Genomic DNA, 22,444 nt, shown 5'->3' with positions numbered 1-22,444 from the left:
GTTTCAATGGAAATTGAAAAATTGCTTGATGAATGTAGGAGTTTATACTGTGAAAATAACTATCCGGAAGTAATAAATACCTGCAATGAAATTTTAAAAAGGGATTTTAATAATCAAAGGGCATTGGGATATAAAGCAAGATGTTTATATCTTTTGGAGGAATGTGAAGAGGCATTAACACTTTTAAATAATGCTATAATTTTATATCCTAATAATTCTTATTTTTTTGATATTAAAGCAGACATATTGATGTATAAAGAAGAATATGGCAAAGCCGTTGAATGCTTTGAGGAAATATTGAAAATAGGAATATCTGATGAAGACGATTTCAATTTTATAAAAAGAGAATATGGGACATGTCTTAGCTTAAGAATAGATCAACTAATAGAATTGGAAAAATATGTGGATGCATGGCAATGTTACAATCGAATGTTAGAAATTGAATCAGATAATTTAGAACGCTCAGCGAGGATTGATAGATTTAAAAAGTATGTAAATGAATACACTTCAAGAGTAAAATATCGACAATATTATGTGAGAATATCCTCAAACGAATCAAAAGTAAAATTAATTGAATTCTTAAAAGAGAATGGATTTAAAAGCAGTTTTGAATCTGGATTATTGTTTTTGATTGATGTTGTTGATAAAACTTACAATTCTATTTCAGTTGATAAAGTAGGGGATAACGATATTATTTCTGAATCTAAATTCTATGATAAAGTCAATTATTATCCTAGAGACCAGATTGTACACAGGCAGCTGCATGATGAAGATGGTAAATTGGTTTATGAAGGATATACACTTCATTATTCTCCATACGGGTTTGGTAAAGCCTATTTTGCTAATGGTGATTTATTTAGAGAGGGAATATTTGATATAAAAGGAATAGTTCAAGGAAAAGAATATTATCCTTCAGGACAGCTTCGTTTTGAAGGACAATGGTGCTTAACACGAGGTTATGGGCCAAATGCACCATGCGACGGCAATGCCTATGATGAAAATGGGGAGTTAATATACTCTGGAAAATTTGAAATCAAAAGAGGTGGCGTGGGCTGGCCAATGATTCAAAAACCAAAAGGATTCCCACTTGAACAAAAAGAGCGTCCGAAAATCGATTATTATTAATATATGAAAAAATTTTAAAGGAGCTGTAATAATGTTTGGACAAGAGATTAAAGAACCAAAACTTAACTTCACTAATAAAGTTGAAGAGTTTTATGGTGCTGATGACGATAAATTTTCAATGGGGGGATTGTTTGGAGGGGGTAGAAATACTGGAGAGGAAACAATATGTAAAGTACAAACAGTTCACAATTTAAAAAAATTAAAGAAAATGTTTGATAATGTAGTTCAAAGAAAAGATAATTGTATATCTCCTGTTGGATATAGGTGCTATCTTTTTTTAGACAATGATGAAATAAAAATCAAAACTATTAAAAATAAAAGCTATGATAGAATGGTTAATACGTCTTTAGGTTTGATTACCTGTCAGGATAAAGGAGAATGGGGAGGTAGTTTAATATTAATTACAGATGATGGGCAGGAGTATCATTTTGATAGTTTTTCAGATTCGTTTGAAGATATTTTTGAATATGATTGTAAAGTATATGCAATTTCATCTTTAGCACATTTATTTGGTCGTGAATGCGCTTTACATGAAATTAAAAGATCAAATGGAAAATATCAAATAGCTACTATATTTAAATGTGACGATATGTATTTTTCTGGATATTATGTAGATGAGAATTATTTGTATTTCTATTCAAATGAACATTACAATGGTTTATGCAGGTTTAATCTTGACAATAATCAGCTAGAAATCATACATACAAATCTATGCCCCTCAATTGAAGTTAATAGTTTAATTAAACAAGACAATTTTATTTATATTCATGGAAACTATAATATTATTAAATATGACTTAACAACTCGGGGGATAGTTTCAATATACACAAATTTAGAATATGATGAAATTAGTGAATTTTGGTTTGTAAATGAAGATGTGAAATTAAGAGATGTATGGGATGAATTGATAATCAAGGAGGAATAATAATGGATGATAAAAAACTAGAAGAGTTAAAAGAAGAAACAGTAGTTGATAATTCCAGATTAGAAGAATTAATAAAACAGGACATTACTCCCCAAATGCAAAAGGAAGTTTTTGAAATACTAAAAGAATCAAGATTATTCTTGCCGGTTGATTTTGGTCCTGACGCATTTAAAGATATTGAAAACACAAAACCTGGTGATGAAATAGAAGGTCCAAGGGGTTTCAGCATTCAATTTCTAACAGATCATGAAGGCAGAAAAGCAGTACCGTTGTTTACCAGCGAGGAAATGATGAAAGAAGCAGGAGCTCGTACATCAGTAATGGTAATGTATATGAGTGATTTGGCAGACATGCTAAAACAAACAGACAAATATTCTGTAATTGCAATCAATCCATTCACTCAATTTGATTTGAACATGCCAATAGAAGCATTCTTAAGTCAATTCAATGATGAAGATAAACTTGAAATAACTGATATAAAAAATGATGAATTAAGGGAGTTTTTACATAGAAAAGAATTGTCTCAGGAGGATGCAAATGAATTTGGTGAGAAATTATTAAAATCAATAATGATTACTGGTTGTGTTGACACTGATGATGGTACAAACTTTGTTTTAATATGGAATAATGAAAACAAACCTCATCTTCCATTATTTACAGACATTGATGAGTTTAAAAAGATTTTTGATAATCACAAAGAAGATGTTTATCCGCAAGCATACCAGTTCACTGATTTAGTAAAAGTTGCAAAAGAAGATTTAGTGATAAATCCTGCATCTGAATCATTAGTATTAAATCCCGAAATGTTTAAACAATAGAATATGTAAGGAGTGTATATCATGAATAAAATAAAGTTGTCAAAATCTAAGTATTGTAAATGTGTGCAATGTGAAAAAATTCTTTGGTTAGAGAAATATAAACCGGAATGTGCAGTAATTAACAAAAATGAAGCTATTATTGGAAATGGTAAGAAAGTAGGTGAACTTGCTAAAGGATTGTTTGGAGATTATGAAGACATACCTTATAATGAAGATCTCAGTGTCATGATAGAAAAAACTGAGGAGTTAATGCAAGATAAACCTAATATCATCACAGAAGCATCATTTTCATATGATAACAATTTTTGTAGTGTAGATATTCTAAAAAATGATTCAGATGGTGTAGAAATCTATGAAGTAAAAAGCGCTACAGAAATCAAACCTTATTACTTAGATGATGTTGCATTTCAGTACTTTGTCCTATCAAATCTAGGTTTAACTGTCAAAAAAGTATGCATTGTTTATTTAAACAATGACACTTACATTAGAGGCAAAGAACTAGATATTAATCAATTATTTAATATTGTGGATGTAACTTTTGAGGCTTTAGAAAAACAGGATGAGGTAAAAAATAATATTGACATGATTAATAACCTTATGGAAACACAAGACAAAGATAATGAACCGGAAACAGATATATGTGTTAATTGTCTTGATCCAGATAGTCCTTGTGTTTTCTGGGATTACTGTACAAGAGATTTGCCAAAGCCAAATGTTTTCGATATATTCCTCATGAAAAAGGATAAGAAATTTGAAAAGTATTATGATGGCATAATATCCTTTGAAGATTTAGAAAATGATGATGACCTTACCACTCCAAGATTTGTAGAACAAATTGATTTCGAATTACATGACAGGGAACCTAAAATAGAAAAAGAAGCGATAAATGAGATATTAGATTCACTTAGTTATCCATTATATTTCATTGACTATGAAACCTGTCAATATGCGATTCCAGAATTTGAAGGAACAAAAGCATATCAACAAATACCTTTCCAATACTCATTACACATCATTCAAGAGGAAGGAGCTCCTTTAGAGCATAAAGAATTCCTAGCTGAAGTGGATGATGAAAATATGATTAGACATTTTGCAGAAAGTATGATTAATGACATTCCTGAAGACGGTAGTGTAATTATCTATAATAACTCTTTTGAACCTGCACGTAATAGGGAAATCGGAGAAATGTATCCTGATTTAAATGACGAAATGGAAAGGATTAATGAAAATATTGTTGATTTTATGGTGCCGTTTAGAAGCAGGAAGTATTATACAAAAGAGATGGAAGGTTCCTATTCAATCAAAAAGGTCTTACCTGCATTATTCCCAGATGATGATGAACTGGATTACAGTAAGCTTCCTGGAGTGCATAAAGGTGATGAAGCTGCAAATGCATTCTTAACTTTAAATGAACAAACTCCAGAAAAGCAAAAAGAGATAAGGGAAGGTTTACTCAGATATTGTGAACTTGACACTTATGCTATGGTAAAAATATGGGAAAAATTCAAAGAAGTAACTAACGAGGATTAAATCAAATAATAATCCTTATTCTTTAATTTTATTTTTTTAGTACCTTTAAATTATATTGAAATAAAAAATGGCGATAATATGGAGGAATGATTTATATTATCTCCTAATGGGATGTGTTGGAGTATTAAACATCTAACATATGAAAATATGCACTTATTTTAAATAAGGATTGAAATGTCAAATTACAAATCAAGTAGAGACTATATGTCAAGAGAAGAATGGCTGTATCTACTTTCTATAAAAATCATAGAAAAGGAAGATAAGTTATATTTGGTTGATTTAAATGAAACATTTAATCAAAGAATATATTCAAAAAGCCCCACGGATATTAAAAGGGGTTTAAATAAACTTAAAGAAAATAATAAAATCCGTTTTGATTCAAAAGAATCAAAAAATCTCTATGATAAAGTTATCTATAATTTACAGCATAAAAAATGTGCTTGGTGTGGTAAAAGTTTCAAACCAAAGAATAATGCTGACAAATACTGTTCTAAAGATTGTAAAAAGTTCGGAAAACAGGAAAAAGATAGAGACAATAAATGGAAACAAAGAAGGAATCCAGATTATCATGAAAAACGATTGGGTAATGTTAAACTAAGCCCTCATCGAAATCCAGATTATGAACAAGAATTGAAAAGCATTAAAAGTGAACGTAGAAGAACATTAAAAAATTATAAGCCGTATTAATTAAATTAATTTATTTTTAAGTAGTATAATGTTTTAAATAATTATTTTTTATATTTTTAATCGATTATAATTAGTTTGAATTTTATGACCCTATATAGTGAAGAAGACTATTTTTTACTAAATTTATTTTTTATTACTATTTTCGTTCTAATTGTATTGTAATTATTCTAATAGGTCACGCCACGTTTAGTGGTTGTGACCTTTTTTAATAGACTAATTTTGAAATACAAATTTTAGAAGAATGTTGCCATTACTATTTATGTTTATAATCTTGCCAGTAATGCCTAACTTACTAATAAGGGAGGGATTGACATGAGTACTTAATCCAAATTTCAAATCTAACAGGAACTATAAATAATTTAAAATTAAGAAAACACTGGTGAATAATATGGATGAAAAGGAAATATTATTAAATCTCGCTCTTCATCGCTATGATGAAGTCAATAATCGAAATAGTAGCGTTGATAACAAAAATAAATCAATGATAGGATTCATTGGAATAATACTGACTATTGAAATTACTATTTTACCACAAATCTTTAATAGATCCTCGGAAATTTTATTAATTAATGCTTCAAGAGCATTGATATGTTTAGAGATTATGTCAATTTGTTGTTATGCAATTTCCATCTTCTATTTCATTTCAGCAATAACTTTTGTTAGCACTTTTCAGGAGGCTCCTGTCATGAGCGGAATTATCTCATCAATTGAAAATAAAGATGATGCAGATTTAATTATCAATAAGAACATTGTTAGTTTACAAAAATGTATTGAAGACAATCATGAAATTGTAGAAGATAAAACTAAAAAAGCAAAAATAGGTTTTGAATTTTTTAAATACGGTTTAATATCGACTGTAACATTTTTTATTTTATTACTACTGACTTTTTGGAGGTGATAACGTGGGTGAAGATAAATCCAAACAAAATAATAAACCAAAGAAACAACCATCCCAACCATTGGGCATTGAACCGGAAACAGTATTTGTCACAAAATCCGCTGATAAATCTAAAATGCAAACAAAACGTTTAATAATTTAATTAATGATTTTTATCATTGATTATTTTTCTATTTGGATAAATTTTATTCAAGAACTTTTTATTTTAAAAATTGTAACTAATAAATGGAGTTGATAACATGATTGAAGTATCAATGTTTATTGGAGATCCATGTCCTAAATGTGGACATGCCAAATTAAATGTGATTAAAGAATTAGGACTTAGTAAATATGAATGCGAATGTGAAAACTGTAAAACTATAATTGTTGTTGATACAACAAATAAAGCTATTCTTGATGAGAATAAGGAGTGATAACATGATTGGCGAATATTCAAGTGAAAAATGTCCGAAATGTGGCGGAAACATGATTATTAAAAATGAAGTCCTCACATTTGATGGAACTGTTGTAAACTGCAAATGTGAAAACTGTGAATATATAATGACTTATGAGGTGTGATTAAGATGGTAAAAATGTTAAAGAAGATAGTGGTAATTGATAAACCGTTAAACAAAGAAGATGAGACTAAAATTAATGCATTATTGAAAACATACGAAACTGGAACAATTGAGTTATATACTAGCTTTTCAGAGTTGGGTGGTCGAAATTTAGAAATTATAACTCTTGAAGAAATGGAAGTACAATTAACTAGTGATTCTCTTGAAGATTTAAAACAGTTAGAAAAAGAATTTGACTTAAGAATTATGGAAGAAATTGGGGATAAAGTTAAAATTCTATCTTCAAATATAATCCACTAACTTTGAGCATGAATTATCATGCTCATCAAATTTCTAATATTTTACTTTTTTAACTTTTTTTATAATAATATTGAAATTCAATAATGATAAATTTATATAAAAGTAATAATAATATATTATATTAATTATTATATACAGGTTGTAATAGCTATGGCCAATATAAATAATACTTCTTCCTATATGGAGGAAGATAAAAAACAAATTATCAAAGAGTCTAATTATACCTTTAGGGATGCTCTTGAAGTTTCAGCTTATCTCATCGAAGTGGGCAAGTTCGAAAGATTCTACAAAGAAATGCAAATCCATGACTTGCAAAAGGAACTTGACGAAATGGATGATGGTGAATAGCTTCAAAAAATATATCCCACGTATATAACTCTTAAAAGAAAAACTATTTTTGAATTGTGAAAGTAATATTTATTATTACTTTTATATTTTTTTTATAATAAAATTTTATATATAATACATAATATAATTATTATTATGTTACCAGAAAAAACCAACATCAGCGCAAGAGTTGAAATAACACTCAAAAAAATAGTAGAAGAATCTAGTTTTACTCACAAGGATGCATATGAACTTGGAGCTATGCTAATAGCTATTGGTGATGCTGAAGATACAATAACACTAATACACAGCAATCCCAATTATCAAAAGGTTATGAAACAAACCGAGTACAGACTAATCGAAACTAGAAAACAAGAGCTTGAAAAAGAATTGAAAGATTTATAGGAGGACACAATGAATCGAGTAAATTCAGACATACACTATTTTCTAGAGCAGCACGAACAGGAAATCATCAACTGCTGCAAGAAGGCAATGAGCAACAAAGAAATCATAGAACTGTTAACGACAAAATATGGTCGTGAAGTTTCACTTACAACATTCAAGGAATTCAAGGCAGGATTGAAAATAACCAAAGGAGATTTCCTGGAAACGCTCTTAGATGAAATCCAAGTAATGAAAACTTCAGGGGCAACAGATGAAAGCGTCAGAAGATGGCTGGATGAGGAACACAAATTTGAAGTAAGCAGAGCAACATTCTCCAGATTCAAAAAGAAATACAATTTAACTGATAATGAGAAAGACTCAAGAGCCAGACAAAAGGACGCATTAACAAACAGAGCTATCACACAAAAACAAATTACAGACAATAACATTCATCAGGACAATATAGATTTAGCTATTGATACAATTCTACAACAGCAAGTCACAGACATTAAAACAGGTTTGGAAAACTTAGATAAAATAACTAAAAATGCAGTTGGCCTTGAAATCGACTTTGAAAAACTGGATCAGGAAGTAAGATACAATGCCAATGAAAAAAGTCTGGCCAGATATTTAATCGACATTACAGAACTTAAAATCAGATATCTGGAATTATCCGTTAAAGCGTTTGAAGCCAAAAACAGATTATTCAAGGATGAAATGGATAGACTATTCAAAAACCGTGTGTTAGAGTTAGAGGATAAAAAAATTGAAATCTCACAAAAGGACATTATGAATGAAATTGAAATCCTTGCAAAACAAATAGACGATAACAATGTACAATGAAAACGATGAATTCTATCTCAGTGCTAAAGATAAAGCTATTCTTCAGAAGTGTGTATATGAGAATCCATATATTCCTTTCTCTCCATTTCCAAAACAGGCTGAAATGATATTGGCAACTGAAAAGGAAGTACTGATTGGTGGTGCTGCAGGAGGTTCCAAATCAACAAGTTTACTTATGAGGGCATTGTTCTATGTTCAGGATGATGCCAATGAATACCACGCCCTCATCCTGAGACGTACCTTATCTGACTTGAAGCGTAAAGGAGCTTTAATCCACAAGGCAAGTCAATGGTTAAATCGAAAGGAAGTTCAAAATAATGCAAGCATCAAACCAAAGTGGGATGGAACCGAACACTCATGGACATTTCCCAATGGAAATTCACTAACTTTCGGATATTTGAGAAACATCAATGACCTCGATACCTATCAGGGTTCGGAATATCAGTTCATAGGAATAGATGAACTTACGCAACTGGAAAGATTCAAATACATTTACATGAGGTCAAGAGTAAGGAAAACGAAAGATAACAAACTTCCTACACAGTTAATGTGCTCCAGTAATCCTGGTAAGCGTGGAAACAAATGGGTAAGGGAAAGATTCATTGAGAAAATTGATGAAGACATCCAAGACAAATCTCAAATCAGATTCATTAGCTCCAGCTATTTGGATAATATCTATTTAGACAGAAAAGATTATGAAGAATATCTTATGGGCCTTGATAGAGTAACAAGGGAACAGTTAATGAACGGTAACTGGTATGCATCAGTTAAAGGTCAGCTATTCGATGAATCAGACTTCCATATAATCTCATATGATGAATACATGAAAATACCAATCGTTAAAGTCATTAGGTATTGGGATCTTGCAGCTACTGAAGTATTGAATGATGACAGACTGAAAGGTAGTGACCCAGATTATACTGCTGGTGTCATGCTGGCTAAAGATCTTAACGGTAACATTTACATCCTGGACTCATATGAGTTTCAGCTTGAGTCAAGAAACTTGATCAATGAGATACTAAATACTGCAGCTCGTGACAAGTCTGATGTTCAATACATTGAACTCGACGGAAGCACGGGCAAAAACTTCGGATTATTAATTATCGATGAGTTATCAAGAAGAGGCTTTGCTACAGGAACAGGTAACTCAAGAGAGAATAAGGTTGACCGTGCAAGAAGGGTTTCAGCGGATATTCAAAAGAGGGGAATTTACTTAGTTGGAAAGGATTCGGCCGGGTTCACGAAAAAATGGGCGATGGAATTCCTTGAAAAAATAACTGCTTATCCTAATGAAGCTATTCATGATGACTGTGTAGTTGCATTTACGGGTGGCTATGAAAAAATAACTAGTGAGAATCAAACTAAAAGAGTTAATGTTGATAAATGGTATTCTACATAAAAAATATTTTTAAAAAAGAGAGAGTTAATTGGTGTTTAGTTTGAGGAGAGTTAAACACCAATTCGTGTTTTTCGGAAAATTATTTGGCAGATAGATTTTCCTTTGCATTAAATTAGAAAATTGTGGAAAGCTAATTTAATACAATGTATGTATTTTGGAGATTGTATTTGTTGATTATCTTGGTCACTTTTTTCAATTAGAAAATTTTATGTGGTTAAAAATTCTAATAGTTACTTGTGAGAGTAAAAGTGTGAGATAATTCAACCATTATTTGACTAATAATATGTTTTGTATAAGTGAAAAATTTAGGTTAACCTAAATTATATGTCACTTGTATTAAAATTAGTTGTTATAGTATATAAATGTTTCTAAAAATTTAGGCATGCCTAAATTTTATTGATTATTTTTATAACAATAGTTATATAATGATTAGTGTAAACTCATATATAAATATATTCCAAAAAAATAAAAAAAAGTGAAAGATTTTACATTAATCTTCCAACGCCAGTAATTTCAATACTAGCAACGCCGTCGATAGCTTTAACCATTTCTTCAGTAGGTTCAGATCCACCTTCACCATCTTCAGTGATGAATTGTAAAACAATAGCAACTAAACCAAAAGCGATTGGTTCTTCTGCAATATCGTGGATTCTTGCGCCTTCAGGCATGGAACTTTCGATAGTAGATTTAATAGCTTCTAAATCTACATCAGGACTATCTGGCATAATTTTCATAGTAGTTAAAACTTCACCCATTCTAATTCCTCCAAATAAATTTATGGTCCTTCAAAACCACATTCACATTTATAACCGTGACCAAAAGTACGGCATTTCTCACATCTTGCAATTTTTGCTCCACACATTGGACATTCAAATTCTACGAATGGTCCAGTTAATGGAATTTCTTGTTTACATGAAATGCATTCTACAGTTTTCATTTTATTCACCTATTATTTTTGTGTAATCGAAGTTATAATCAATTATATTATCATCTATTAAAGATAAAACCCTTTCAGGGTACTTCCCATTCACAACATAACAATTAGTCCCAAACTTTAATAAAAGAGAAGGCAACATTACATCAATTGATGACTCTTGAAAAGTTAGTAAAGTTTTTGCATCAATTTTACTTATGAATGTAGAACCTGGCTCTTCCGGTTCTTGGGTATATATACCATTTACATTTGTTACTATTAAAAGGTTTGCATTTAGAAGATGTGAAATATATGCTGCAATTGAATCGGAAGTCACATCCCATGAACATTCAAAAGGATCTTCCTTTTTTAAAAACTCTGAAACAACAAAAATTGGTGTAAAACCCTCATCAGATATCTGATTAACCTCTTCTATAGAATAAGCCAGTTTTGTTGTGTCCACCTTATCATTTACAAGTTTTGCTATTATATCCATACAATCAATAGCTGTCCAGTGATTTGTCTCCTCGGAAAATGCAATTTCATCATTGTATTTACGAATAAGATTTGCAAATTCGCCGCCACCCAAAACAATGCATGAATCAGTGCCTTTGAGTTTTTTTGCTAAATCTATTGCATAATTTGGAAATAGGCTTCCCCCAATTTTTACAACCTGTTTTACGATGGCAATCACGACCTTGTTTAATTAAAAATGCTATTCATTAAATGATGGTTTTACTATAAAAGTTTTAAATCTCCAGTCACTTCGTCAATTATTTCATCCTCATCCGGACCAAGGGCCAAAACTGTTACGCTTGATGTAGGTATTTGAGTTCTTCCGGCATCAACTACCAAATAATTGGAAATGCCCTTTTCATCAGCCAATTTTTTAAGCTCGATTAACTCATCCTTGGTTTGAACCTTTAGGATTACTTTGGCATAAGCCTCATTTTCCCATTTTCTAATCTTATCAGCGGGAGATTTCTTATATGCGCCGATAGACCCATGACAGCATTGGGCTGCAATTTTTCCTTTGCGCATTTTCAAATCAGTTCTTACAATCATGACCTGTTTCATATTATCAATATTAAATATTAAATTTTGGATTAAAAAGTTTTTTGTAAAAATGATAAAAAGCATTTTGCAAAATTTAATTAAATAGTAAAAATAAAATTATTTATGATTATATTTTTAAGGAGATTATAATGACTCGTATTTCAATTTTAGACAAGGATAGATGTCAACCTAAAAAATGTGATTATCTTTGCATACATTACTGTCCGGGCGTTAGAATGGATGAGGACACAATTGTAATTGATGAAGATAGTAAAAAACCGTTGATATCTGAAGAATTATGTGAAGGGTGCGGTATCTGTACAAATCGCTGCCCATTTGACGCTGTTACTATTATTAATTTGCCTGAAGCAGTAGGTGAACCTATACACAGATTTGGCCAAAACCAATTTGAATTGTTCGGACTTCCAAGCCTGGAAGAGGGAACAGTCCTAGGGCTTCTCGGACCAAACGGTATTGGTAAATCAACAATCATGAATATCCTATCAGGCAGTTTGATTCCAAACTTCGGAGACTATGAAAACAAGCCTGAAAACTGGGATGCTGTAATTGAATATTACAAGGGATCCTCACTTCAGAAATACTTTAAAGACCTGTCCGAAGGCAATATAAAAACTATCTTAAAACCTCAAATGGTTGACAAACTGCCGAAAGTCGTAAAAGGAAAAGTAAAAGACCTTCTTTCAAACGTGAATGAAAGGGACAAACTGGATTATGTTACAAATGAATTGCAGCTTGAAAACGTATTGGACAGAAAAATGGAAAACCTCAGTGGAGGGGAACTTCAAAGAGTTGCAATAGCTGCAACAGTTTTAAGAGAAGGCGATTTCTATTACTTTGACGAACCTACATCCTGGCTTGACGTATCCCAAAGATTGAATGCCGTAAAAGTAATCCGTTCTTTAGCTGAAGAAGGCAAAAGCGTACTTGTTATTGAACACGACCTTGCTACTTTAGATGCATTGTCAGATAATATCCATATTTTATACGGGCAACCTGGAGGATACGGTGTCGTATCCGGAAGAAAAGGAGTTCGTTTAGGAATCAATGCTTATATCAATGGATTTTTAGCAGAAGAAAATGTAAGAATCAGAAGAAATCCAATCGAATTCACAATCAGACCACCAACCCCCGAAGATGAAGGGGATGCAATTGCAAGCTATTCCGATTTGAACAAAGATTATGACGGATTCAAATTAAGCGCTGATGCAGGTGAAATCTTTTATGACGAGATTGTTACTGCATTCGGTTCAAACGGTATCGGTAAAACCACATTTGCAAAAATGCTTGCAGGAGTAGAGGAACCTACAAACGGTGAAGTCGATGAAGAGGTTACAATAGCCTATAAGCCACAATATATCGTTTCAAACTTTGAAGGAACAGTAAGCGATTTCCTATACATGAACGCACCAAGTTTCGGAAGCAAAATCTTTGAAAGCGAAATAATGAAACCATTAACCTTAGACGACATGTTGGATAAACCTGTTAAAGGATTGAGTGGAGGAGAGCTTCAAAGGTTAGCAATAGCTGCAACATTATCAAAAGATGCTGAAATCTATCTTTTCGACGAACCGACAGCATTCCTAGATGTCGAACAGAGATTAATAACCGCACGTGTTATCCGCAAGATGATTGAAAGCAGAAATGCGGCATCACTTATTGTAGACCACGATATCGTATTTATCGATTATATCTCCGACAGGGCAATGGTATTCAATGGAACTCCTGGTTTGAATGGTCATGCTTCAAAGCCGACAGACTTAAGAAATGCGATGAATGAGTTTTTAGGAAATCTCAACATTACATTCAGAAGGGATAAGGAAACCAAAAGACCAAGAGTTAACAAACTTGACAGCTACAAAGATCGTGAACAAAAAGAGAAAGGAGAGTACTATTACTTATCCGATTAAATTAAAAATAGTTATTAAAGTTGAGAGCCCTTTAATAACTATTAGTGATACAAAATTTCAATTCTTAGTATAAGAATTGCATAGCTTTTGCAAATTGACTGAGAAATATATTAATATTTCTTAAAATACAAAGAAGTTTTGAAAGATAATATCTTTCCAGCATTAGTGATTAAAACACTAATCTTGGAAAGGAAATTAAAGATAGAGTGTAAATAGCTGTTATAGCTATTTACAAAGTTTATGACCAAATTTCTTAATTGAGGTATGGACATATAAATTATCAAAAACCAATTTGATAATCTATACTTTACTAACTAGTAATAACCATATAAATGTTTTTACAGTAATACTCTTCAAATTAATCGTTAAAATAAAAATAAACAAATTACATATCTTAAATTATCAAAATATAATTGTAAAACAGTTTTTATTGTTAGAAAAGAATTTTTATTCCGTTTCTGAAAAAAGATAATAACTACGAAAATTGTTAAAATTACCTTAAATTAAAAAATAACTAATTAAAATAAGCAACTCCTCAAAAAATTGATAAAAGATGCGCAAACAGTTAAAACAAATATTTTAATGAGATAACTTCGAGCCAATATCTTAAAAATATAAAAATAAAAAAAGTAATACTTTTAATAAAAATAATACTACTAATAATAATATTTTTTTATAAAAAAATATTATTTGAATTGAAATTAACCAACCAGAAAAAATTTAAGATTTTAAAAAAAATAGCTATTAAAGATGTGAGGAGTCGAATGCTTTAATAGCTATTGTAGACAGTGAAAGAAACCCATATATAATTATACAAATCTCTTTTTTATTATTATCCCATATTGATTTGGAGAAAATATGCAATACCGGCTGGTTATGCCAACAACCAATATTACAGGCTAATGATGATTTATCAATATAAAGACAATAATCGAAAAATAACCAAAATACAGAATTTTAACTATTTTTCTAACATTAGTGATTAATACACTAATCTTAGAAAAACAATTAAATGGATGAAAGTAAATAGCTAAAATAGCTATTTACAATCCATATATGGCTAGCTATTTTTACTCTAATTCTAATGGTCCAAGTTTTGAGAGAGTTTTATGGAATTCCTCCATTGTCCTTTGGAATTTTTCACCTTCGGATGCTGAAATCCATTCATGACGGAATCTTTCTTTTTCAATACCAAATTCCTCAAGGATATCTTCAACGATTTTTGATCTTCTTGACCATTTGTAGTTACCTGCATCATAATGGCAGTCCCCAATATGGCATCCTCCTACAAATACTCCATCAGCACCTTCTTGAAATGCTTTGAAAATCATTGAAGGGTTAATTCTTCCAGAACACATTACACGAATAATTCTTATGTTTGGAGAGTATTGCATACGTGCAGTTCCTGCAGTATCAGCACCACCATAACAACACCAATTACATAATAAACCTACAATTTTTAAATCATCAGACATCAAATCACCTCATAATTCGGTTTTTTCTGGACTGTATAATGGAGGTTTGATATCATCTGAAACTCCAGCTACATAACCAGTTCTATTATAGTATTTTTTCTGCAATTTATCGAAGATTAATGAGACAGGAATGTCCATTGGACATACATCATCACATTGGCCGCAGTCACAACAACTGAAACTCATGTGAGATAATCTTACCCCTTGGAAAGCAATTGGAGTTGGCGGAATGTTTGCCTCATCTTTAAAGTAAGGTTTGTTTAACTCACAGTTTTCGAAACACCAGCAGATTGGACAAATATCACGACAAGCATAACAGCTAATACAACGATTCCATTCAGTCATTCCACTAACTGATGGGTAGGTTGCATCCTGATTCTTTTTAGCCATTTTAATCATGATGTTTTCGACTTTAGATCTGCCTTCAACAGCCGCATCAGAAGGAGATTTGGTTTCGAGAATTCCTGCCTTTTTAGCACCGTCTATTAATTCCTGACCTTTTTCATCGTTGATTTCAATGAAGGTCCAACCATCTTCGGCACCCCAATTTCCACAAGCAATATTGGCTTTTCTTGGGATTTTAACATCACATCTTTGACAGTTGTTACGACGTCCATAACCTTCTTTTTCAAGATCATGGATTTTCACTGCTTCTTCAGAACCGTCTGCAAGTTCAATGATGAATTGTCCTTTGTCGATTTCTTCACTTACAACATCATCAGGATTAGCTTCATAGAATAAATCAATCATTTCTCTACCGCTAACCGGTGAAACGGTTCCTCCGCAATTTAAACCAATCATATAAATGTTATCTTTATTAATTTTATGCCTTGTGATAAGCTCTTCTACAGCCCTCATGTCACATGGTTTGACTGTGAATGCAACTTTTTTATCAATGAAGTATTTTTGAACAAGGTCACCTATCATAGTTGGAGCGCAGTGATATGACCCTGCAGTTTTCAATAAATCTTCTGAATCAGTAACGAAAACCGGCAAAGCATCATAAACATCATCTTGAGGACTTAATGCTAAAACACCATCAACTAATCCTTCATCAAGTAAATATTTGAGAATACTAGTTACAGCTCCTCCACATTCACCTGCTTCATGAATTTCATTATTTTGAGATTTTGCTAAAACGTAACTCATATTATCCCTCTATTTATTTAACTCCTCGATAATTTCAGCAATACTTAAATTATCAGATTCGACTACAGAACTGAAACTTTGTGTTTCACCCATTGCATTTACAAAAGATCCATCTTGTTCCAACCATGATTTAATAGGAATAACAATATCTGAGATTTTTGTAGTATCATTTTCACAACAGGCTAAACTGATTATTTTGGATATTTTAGTGAAGTCATAATCGAATTCATCAACAACATCATCATTAAAAACCACTAGCAATTTAGTGTTATCGAACATTTCTATCAGTTCATCATTGGATTTTGAATCAATAATGTTTAAAGCGCCTTTGGTATTAGGTTTGCTGAAAACAGGTAAAATTTTACAATTTAAAGATTCTAATTTATCCAAATCATCCTTTTCATCAACGTAATTAAATACAACAACTGATGAATCGTCAATTTCTCCCATAAAGTTATCTATAAATTCCTGAACTGATGAATTGGATGTTTCATCTGCAATATTGAATGTAACTGCACTTTCATTTTTGCTCAAAGCATATATTTTCGCATCATTCTGTTTTGCATGAACAATTCTTCTTCCAACCAAAGGATTTTCATACAACAAATCACCGATTACAAATACTTTGCCTGCATGTGCAACATCATCATAAGAAGCGACATCGTCAAAATTTTTCAACCCATCAGCATAAAACCCAAGATTAAATCCATTAAATTCAGCAAAATCTTTAATTGCTTCAACTTCTTCAACACAGACATTACCAGAACAGATTACAGATATGTCTGATGCATTATTAGATTTAATTTCATTTGAAGCGTCTGCAATTGCTTTATTTAAATCAACTGCTTCAAATTTGTTTTTGTAACAATCAATAGAATTTCTTCCATTTAAACAGTTTTTACCAGCGTTAACTGGATGTCTTTTATAGGGAAAAGTTCCCACAATTTCTTCATTATCTAAAATCACATTTATACCACAACCAACACTGCATGATGGGCATAACGTGTGTTTAATTTCAAACATAATACATCACCAAAATTTTAAAAAGTAGCATCCAAATTTACAGCAGAATTAATATCCTCATTTAATAACTCATAATTTGATTGCCTAGTTAATGAAATCATGCTCATTAATATGTTACACGCATGATGGAAAACGATTTGAGAACAATCTTGCTGGATGAATTCTTCAAAATTGTCTAATCTAACCAATCCGGAAATTTTAAAATTTAAATTTAAATATTCACAAGACTTTAAAACAAAATCATATTGTATGTCTCTTTGATCAGTATTCCTATATTCAACTGACCAGTCAACATCTAAATTTAAATTCGTATTTTTAGGGTTGTAATTTTCTCTTATCATGGCAATTTCTTCTACCGTAATTTCCACACTACTCTCTCCAATTATTTATTGAAATAATCTCCAAATTATTAAAATTAACAAAATTAATTATAATAATCTATAAACTACTCACTAGTAATAACCATATAAATGTTATTAAAGTATTACTTCCAAAATTCAAGAGTTTTAAGTTAATCAAGAAAAAATAAACACTTAAAAAATAAATAAAGAATAAACATAAGAGAATTATCGAAAAAAAGCATGGAAATTCATATTTTGATAAAAAATAATAATTAAAAAAATTCCTTAAATCAATTTAAAAGATAAACTAACTGTCAAACATCATTGTTTATAAAAATAAAGATAATTTTAGAAGTTATTCCTAAAAAAAAGCAATGAAAATTCTTTGAGTAATGAAAATATAATAAAAAATATAAAAATAAAAAAAGTAATACTTTTTATAAAAATAATACTACTTTAAAGCATAATTTTTTATAAAAAGTTAATATTTATACAATTGTTAATGCATTAGGCACTTTCTTTAAAATGCTTTCTTTGACTGGAATCATTGTTGATGAAGCAATTGAAAAATCAGCGCCATTAGCTGCAACATTATCATCCTTTTCAGCAATAATAGTTGCATCCAATGCATTTTGCAGGTTTTCAACAGTATTTTTTAATACCCAATCATCAACATCTGAAATTATAATCTCATCAACATACCTATCCAATTCATTGGCAATTACCCATGAAATAAACCTTCCACCGTGCAATGCAATTGTATTTCCATCAGCCAAAGCAACAATCTCATTTAAAGTGTGTTTTAATTCTATATTTTGATACATTCTGGAATTGACCAAAGTTGCCCAGTGCGCATCACCAACATGATAAGCGCCAATTTTTCTCGGATATACATACTCAGGTCCCGCAATTTTGACAGCAGTTGCCAATGACAACAAATCAGGTCTTTGAACTGGAAGCCCCCTATTTGGGAATTCCTCATTAATAATTTGAATAACTCTTGGAAGACCAAATTTTCCCCTTCTGGCAGTTCCAGGCTCAAAACCGCACATATAACCATGATGGTTTTTTGGAAAACCGGTAATTACCATGTTTAAGCCAGACCTCAGACCTGCCCTAACTTCATGTTCATAAGCTCCATTAGTAGCAACGACCTTTCCGGGAGATAATATCCTTGCAGCGGCAATTGTTTTTGCATATGCTTCTGTGGTATTTTCACATCTATTAAATGGACCTCCTTCAACTACAATAACATCAGCACCTATTTCAATAGATTTTTCAAATCCGGTAATTACTTCATCATAACCATCACCAACGAACATGATGGATTCCAAACCCCTGCCATATTTTTTGGCCAGATTCGCAATATCTTCAGCTTCCCTCAATGGTGCTGCATGACCGTCACCAGTCTGTTCACATGTAACATTAACTGCAACTGATGAGGATAACTTAACCCACTCTTCCTTATCATCCTTTTCAGCAAGTTCCTTATCTATTAATCTTTCATGAATTCTTCCACGAGGACATTCAGTAAACGCCGGACCCTTATTATAACATTCACCACCACATCCACTGATGTTTTTAGGAAGCCTCATCGCACCATTTTCACCGAAGTGATCCAAATCAAGAGGAACATCGACAATTTCATGAACTTTCTTCATGACCTCAACACCCCTCATTCCAAACTTCTCAGCGATGTCTGAAAAGGCATATGCACAAATGTGAATTGGAGCACCAATCATATCCGCCAATCTACAATTTCCTAATAAATCCATTAGTTCCAAATCAGATGCACATGTTCCTACAACCACTTCTGTTAAATCACATCCTAAAGGAAATCTTTTAAATTGCATCCCTAATTTCATTGTTTCTTCTAATGAAAGTTCAGAAATTGCATCAACAACAGAAGTTACATCCTTATCCATTTTTGATATTTCAATTGCAGCATCATCATCATGAACAGCATCTTTTATTAATTCATACATTAAAATTCGCTCCAGATAAATTCTAATTAATATATATTTTCAGTGAAATCTTTAATAAATAAGTTTCGATTTAGGGCTTACTAAAACCAATTTATATCAAGTATTATATAAAATAAAAAGTATTACAAATGTATATTATAGTAAATAAATAGTAATACTAGTATTACTAAAAATAAAAAAATAATAGATAAAATAATACTAAAAAAAGCACAATGTAAAGATTTAAATAGTACTACTTTTTAAATATAACTTATTACTACATGGAATAAAAAACCATAATTTAGTAATAATAATGCAATAGGATGTTTTAATTCCATGTAGTAAAACTTTTTTACTTAGTTCAAACTAATAGAAAAGTTCATTAAAATATATATGTTTTAAGGAGACGAAAAAAATGAAAGTAGCAATTTTAGGTGCAGGATGTTACAGAACACATGCTGCAAGTGGAATTACCAACTTCTCAAGAGCTTGTGAAGTTGCAGAAGCAACCGGAAAAGAAAACATATCTATGACTCACTCCACCATCGAAATGGGTGCAGAATTATTAGAATTAGCAGGAGTAGACGAAGTAGTAGTATCCGACCCAGTATTCGACGGAGACTTCACCGTAGTAGACGACTTCGACTACGCAGAAGTAATTGCAGCTCACAAAGCAGGAACTCCAGAAGAAGTAATGCCTGCAATCAGAGCAAAAGTAACCGAATTAGCTGAAACCGTACCAAAACCAGCTAAAGGAGCAATCCACTTTACACACCCTGAAGACTTAGGCATGAAATGTATCAACGATGACGCAGAAGCAGTAGCAGACGCTGACTGGGTAATGACCTGGTTACCAAAAGGCGGAATGCAAAAAGAAATCATCGAAAAATTCTCAGACAACTTAAAAGAAGGCGCAATCTTAACACATGCATGTACCATCCCAACCACCAAATTCAACGACATCTTCCAAGAATTAGGTGCAAACGTAAACGTAGCTTCCTACCACCCAGGTGCAGTACCTGAAATGAAAGGACAAGTATACATTGCAGAAGGATTCGCAGACCAAGCAGCTATTGATACCTTATTAGACTTAGGTAACAAAGCAAGAGGCGCAGCATACACCTTACCTGCAAACTTATTAGGCCCTGTATGTGACATGTGTTCTGCAGTAACCGCTATTACCTACGCAGGTATCTTAGCATACAGAGACACAGTTACCCAAATCTTAGGTGCACCTGCAGACTTTGCACAAATGATGGCAAACGAAGCTTTAACCCAAGTAACCGCATTAATGAACGACGAAGGTATTGCAAACATGGACCAAGCATTAGCTCCATCCGCATTAACCGGTACCGCAGACTCAATGAACTTCGGATCATTAGCTGAAATCGTTCCTACCGTATTAGATTACTTAGGTAAAGAAGAATAAACACAATAAGTTTTAATTGTTGATTTTTATCAACAATTAAATTAACTTATTTTTTAATTGTTATGCAAATAGCCATTAAAAAATAAGTTAATATCTATCAGACTTATAAAAAAATAAATTGAATTTTGGTGTTAAAATTGATTGATAAAATTTTAGAAATACTCGGTGTTAAAAAACCTCAAGAAACCGTTGTTAAAAGCAAACCGGAAAGCATTGATACTAAAATCGCTAAAGAAGAAGTGAAAGAAGAAGTCGAAGCTATAAAAGAAACTGTTGAAAATACTAAAAAGATGAAAGTGGCAATTTTAGGTGCAGGATGTTACAGAACACATGCTGCAAGTGGAATTACCAACTTCTCAAGAGCTTGTGAAGTTGCAGAAGCAACCGGAAAAGAAAACATATCTATGACTCACTCCACCATCGAAATGGGTGCAGAATTATTAGAATTAGCAGGAGTAGACGAAGTAGTAGTATCCGACCCAGTATTCGACGGAGACTTCACTGTAATTGATGATTTTGACTATGCAGAAGTAATTGCAGCTCACAAAGCAGGAACTCCAGAAGAAGTAATGCCTGCAATCAGAGCAAAAGTAACCGAATTAGCTGAAACCGTACCAAAACCAGCTAAAGGAGCAATCCACTTTACACACCCTGAAGACTTAGGCATGAAATGTATCAACGATGACTCAGAAGCAGTAGCAGACGCTGACTGGGTAATGACCTGGTTACCAAAAGGCGGAATGCAAAAAGAAATCATCGAAAAATTCTCAGACAACTTAAAAGAAGGCGCAATCTTAACACATGCATGTACCATCCCAACCACCAAATTCAACGACATCTTCCAAGAATTAGGTGCAAACGTAAACGTAGCTTCCTACCACCCAGGTGCAGTACCTGAAATGAAAGGACAAGTATACATTGCAGAAGGATTCGCAGACCAAGCTTCCATCGATACTTTAATGGATTTAGGTCAGAAAGCTAGAGGATCCGCATACACCTTGCCTGCAAACATGGTAGGTCCTGTATGTGACATGTGTTCTGCAGTAACCGCTATTACCTACGCAGGTATCTTAGCATACAGAGACACAGTTACCCAAATCTTAGGCGCTCCTGATGATTTCGCACAAATGATGGCAAACGAAGCTTTAACCCAAGTAACCGCATTAATGAACGACAAAGGTATAGAAGAAATGGATGATGCATTAGCCCCATCCGCATTAACCGGTACCGCAGACTCAATGAACTTCGGATCACTAGGTGAAATCGTTCCTACCGTATTAGATTACTTAGGTAAAGAAGAATAAAGATGATAAGTTATGATTGTTGATTTTTATCAACAATTAAATTAACTTATTTTTTAATTGTTATGCAAA

The 22,444-nt window shown here is 32.0% G+C and carries 26 protein-coding genes; 17 read left to right on the top strand and 9 right to left on the bottom strand.

Annotated elements, in window-relative coordinates; genetic code table 11:
• Nucleotides 1–6: 6 nt before the first annotated feature.
• From TL18_RS01760 to TL18_RS01710, 14 genes are all read left to right on the top strand, one after another.
• Nucleotides 7–1,125: a tetratricopeptide repeat protein gene (locus tag TL18_RS01760; protein ID WP_067040476.1), complete on the top strand. Its 1,119-nt coding sequence runs from the start codon at nt 7–9 to the stop codon at nt 1,123–1,125.
• A gap of 31 nt (nt 1,126–1,156) precedes the next feature.
• Nucleotides 1,157–2,050 carry a hypothetical protein gene (locus tag TL18_RS01755; protein WP_067040473.1) on the top strand — a complete coding sequence of 298 codons (894 nt, stop codon included), beginning with the start codon at nt 1,157–1,159 and terminating at the stop codon, nt 2,048–2,050.
• A gap of 2 nt (nt 2,051–2,052) precedes the next feature.
• Nucleotides 2,053–2,868: an SseB family protein gene (locus TL18_RS01750; protein WP_067040470.1), complete on the top strand. Its 816-nt coding sequence runs from the start codon at nt 2,053–2,055 to the stop codon at nt 2,866–2,868.
• A 21-nt stretch (nt 2,869–2,889) separates the two neighbouring features.
• The gene (locus TL18_RS01745) at nt 2,890–4,398 is read left to right on the top strand and encodes a DUF2779 domain-containing protein (RefSeq protein WP_067040467.1); all 1,509 of its coding nucleotides are present in this window, start codon (nt 2,890–2,892) and stop codon (nt 4,396–4,398) included.
• A gap of 204 nt (nt 4,399–4,602) precedes the next feature.
• A complete protein-coding gene (locus TL18_RS01740) occupies nt 4,603–5,085 on the top strand; it encodes a hypothetical protein (RefSeq protein WP_231483626.1) in 483 nt (160 codons plus the stop codon).
• Between the two features lie 388 nt (nt 5,086–5,473).
• On the top strand, nt 5,474–5,983 hold the full coding sequence (locus tag TL18_RS01735) for a hypothetical protein (RefSeq protein WP_067040462.1): 510 nt from the start codon (nt 5,474–5,476) through the stop codon (nt 5,981–5,983).
• A 4-nt stretch (nt 5,984–5,987) separates the two neighbouring features.
• The gene (locus tag TL18_RS11075) at nt 5,988–6,125 is read left to right on the top strand and encodes a hypothetical protein (RefSeq protein WP_197031834.1); all 138 of its coding nucleotides are present in this window, start codon (nt 5,988–5,990) and stop codon (nt 6,123–6,125) included.
• A 97-nt stretch (nt 6,126–6,222) separates the two neighbouring features.
• Entirely contained in the window at nt 6,223–6,396 is a 174-nt protein-coding gene (locus TL18_RS11070) for a hypothetical protein (RefSeq protein ID WP_197031833.1), read from the top strand.
• A gap of 4 nt (nt 6,397–6,400) precedes the next feature.
• The gene (locus TL18_RS11065) at nt 6,401–6,541 is read left to right on the top strand and encodes a hypothetical protein (protein ID WP_197031832.1); all 141 of its coding nucleotides are present in this window, start codon (nt 6,401–6,403) and stop codon (nt 6,539–6,541) included.
• 5 nt (nt 6,542–6,546) lie between these two features.
• Complete coding sequence (locus tag TL18_RS01730) at nt 6,547–6,840, top strand: hypothetical protein (RefSeq protein WP_067040458.1); 294 nt, start codon at nt 6,547–6,549, stop codon at nt 6,838–6,840.
• A 150-nt stretch (nt 6,841–6,990) separates the two neighbouring features.
• Complete coding sequence (locus TL18_RS01725) at nt 6,991–7,188, top strand: hypothetical protein (protein WP_067040455.1); 198 nt, start codon at nt 6,991–6,993, stop codon at nt 7,186–7,188.
• Nucleotides 7,189–7,323: 135 nt separating this feature from the next.
• The gene (locus tag TL18_RS01720; RefSeq protein ID WP_067040452.1) at nt 7,324–7,572 is read left to right on the top strand and encodes a hypothetical protein; all 249 of its coding nucleotides are present in this window, start codon (nt 7,324–7,326) and stop codon (nt 7,570–7,572) included.
• A 9-nt stretch (nt 7,573–7,581) separates the two neighbouring features.
• The gene (locus TL18_RS01715; protein ID WP_067040449.1) at nt 7,582–8,394 is read left to right on the top strand and encodes a hypothetical protein; all 813 of its coding nucleotides are present in this window, start codon (nt 7,582–7,584) and stop codon (nt 8,392–8,394) included.
• Entirely contained in the window at nt 8,384–9,793 is a 1,410-nt protein-coding gene (locus tag TL18_RS01710) for a phage terminase large subunit (protein WP_067040446.1), read from the top strand. Before TL18_RS01715 ends, TL18_RS01710 begins: the two co-directional genes overlap by 11 nt.
• A gap of 485 nt (nt 9,794–10,278) precedes the next feature.
• On the opposite strand, the gene TL18_RS01705 is transcribed toward TL18_RS01710, so the two are convergent.
• From TL18_RS01705 to pth2, 4 genes are read right to left on the bottom strand one after another with little or no spacing between them, the layout of a single operon-like run.
• Nucleotides 10,279–10,548: an elongation factor 1-beta gene (locus TL18_RS01705; protein ID WP_067040443.1), complete on the bottom strand. Its 270-nt coding sequence runs from the start codon at nt 10,546–10,548 to the stop codon at nt 10,279–10,281.
• A 20-nt stretch (nt 10,549–10,568) separates the two neighbouring features.
• Nucleotides 10,569–10,730: a zinc finger domain-containing protein gene (locus TL18_RS01700; RefSeq protein WP_067040441.1), complete on the bottom strand. Its 162-nt coding sequence runs from the start codon at nt 10,728–10,730 to the stop codon at nt 10,569–10,571.
• A gap of 1 nt (nt 10,731) precedes the next feature.
• Complete coding sequence (locus TL18_RS01695) at nt 10,732–11,400, bottom strand: delta 1-pyrroline-5-carboxylate synthetase (protein ID WP_231483625.1); 669 nt, start codon at nt 11,398–11,400, stop codon at nt 10,732–10,734.
• A 44-nt stretch (nt 11,401–11,444) separates the two neighbouring features.
• Complete coding sequence (gene pth2 / locus TL18_RS01690; RefSeq protein WP_067040438.1) at nt 11,445–11,783, bottom strand: aminoacyl-tRNA hydrolase; 339 nt, start codon at nt 11,781–11,783, stop codon at nt 11,445–11,447.
• A gap of 128 nt (nt 11,784–11,911) precedes the next feature.
• Between pth2 and TL18_RS01685 the strand changes: the two genes are divergently transcribed.
• On the top strand, nt 11,912–13,690 hold the full coding sequence (locus tag TL18_RS01685; protein ID WP_067040436.1) for a ribosome biogenesis/translation initiation ATPase RLI: 1,779 nt from the start codon (nt 11,912–11,914) through the stop codon (nt 13,688–13,690).
• A gap of 1,070 nt (nt 13,691–14,760) precedes the next feature.
• Here the strand turns inward: TL18_RS01685 and TL18_RS01680 are convergent.
• The 5 genes from TL18_RS01680 to hmdC all read right to left on the bottom strand — a co-directional run bounded on the left by TL18_RS01680 (nt 14,761) and on the right by hmdC (nt 19,663).
• Nucleotides 14,761–15,165 (bottom strand): hydrogenase iron-sulfur subunit, encoded by a 405-nt coding sequence (locus TL18_RS01680; protein WP_067040433.1) that lies wholly within the window; start codon nt 15,163–15,165, stop codon nt 14,761–14,763.
• A gap of 9 nt (nt 15,166–15,174) precedes the next feature.
• Nucleotides 15,175–16,314, bottom strand: a complete 1,140-nt coding sequence (locus TL18_RS01675; protein ID WP_067040429.1) for a Coenzyme F420 hydrogenase/dehydrogenase, beta subunit C-terminal domain — start codon at nt 16,312–16,314, stop codon at nt 15,175–15,177.
• A gap of 9 nt (nt 16,315–16,323) precedes the next feature.
• A complete protein-coding gene (locus tag TL18_RS01670; RefSeq protein WP_067040426.1) occupies nt 16,324–17,337 on the bottom strand; it encodes a molybdopterin-dependent oxidoreductase in 1,014 nt (337 codons plus the stop codon).
• A gap of 17 nt (nt 17,338–17,354) precedes the next feature.
• Complete coding sequence (locus TL18_RS01665; RefSeq protein WP_067040423.1) at nt 17,355–17,705, bottom strand: hypothetical protein; 351 nt, start codon at nt 17,703–17,705, stop codon at nt 17,355–17,357.
• Nucleotides 17,706–18,166: 461 nt separating this feature from the next.
• Complete coding sequence (hmdC, locus tag TL18_RS01660; protein ID WP_067040421.1) at nt 18,167–19,663, bottom strand: 5,10-methenyltetrahydromethanopterin hydrogenase cofactor biosynthesis protein HmdC; 1,497 nt, start codon at nt 19,661–19,663, stop codon at nt 18,167–18,169.
• 394 nt (nt 19,664–20,057) lie between these two features.
• Here hmdC and hmd (TL18_RS01655) point away from each other — a divergent pair, with 394 nt between their 5' ends.
• Nucleotides 20,058–21,071, top strand: a complete 1,014-nt coding sequence (hmd, locus tag TL18_RS01655) for a 5,10-methenyltetrahydromethanopterin hydrogenase (RefSeq protein ID WP_067040418.1) — start codon at nt 20,058–20,060, stop codon at nt 21,069–21,071.
• 290 nt (nt 21,072–21,361) lie between these two features.
• Nucleotides 21,362–22,375 (top strand): 5,10-methenyltetrahydromethanopterin hydrogenase, encoded by a 1,014-nt coding sequence (hmd, locus tag TL18_RS01650; RefSeq protein ID WP_067045322.1) that lies wholly within the window; start codon nt 21,362–21,364, stop codon nt 22,373–22,375.
• Nucleotides 22,376–22,444: the final 69 nt, after the last annotated feature.

Origin of the sequence: Methanobrevibacter sp. YE315 (assembly GCF_001548675.1) — an archaeon.
Lineage (GTDB): Archaea > Methanobacteriota > Methanobacteria > Methanobacteriales > Methanobacteriaceae > Methanocatella.
The sequence above is the reverse complement of the archived record's forward strand: the minus strand, read 5'-3'. Positions and strand labels throughout refer to the sequence as shown.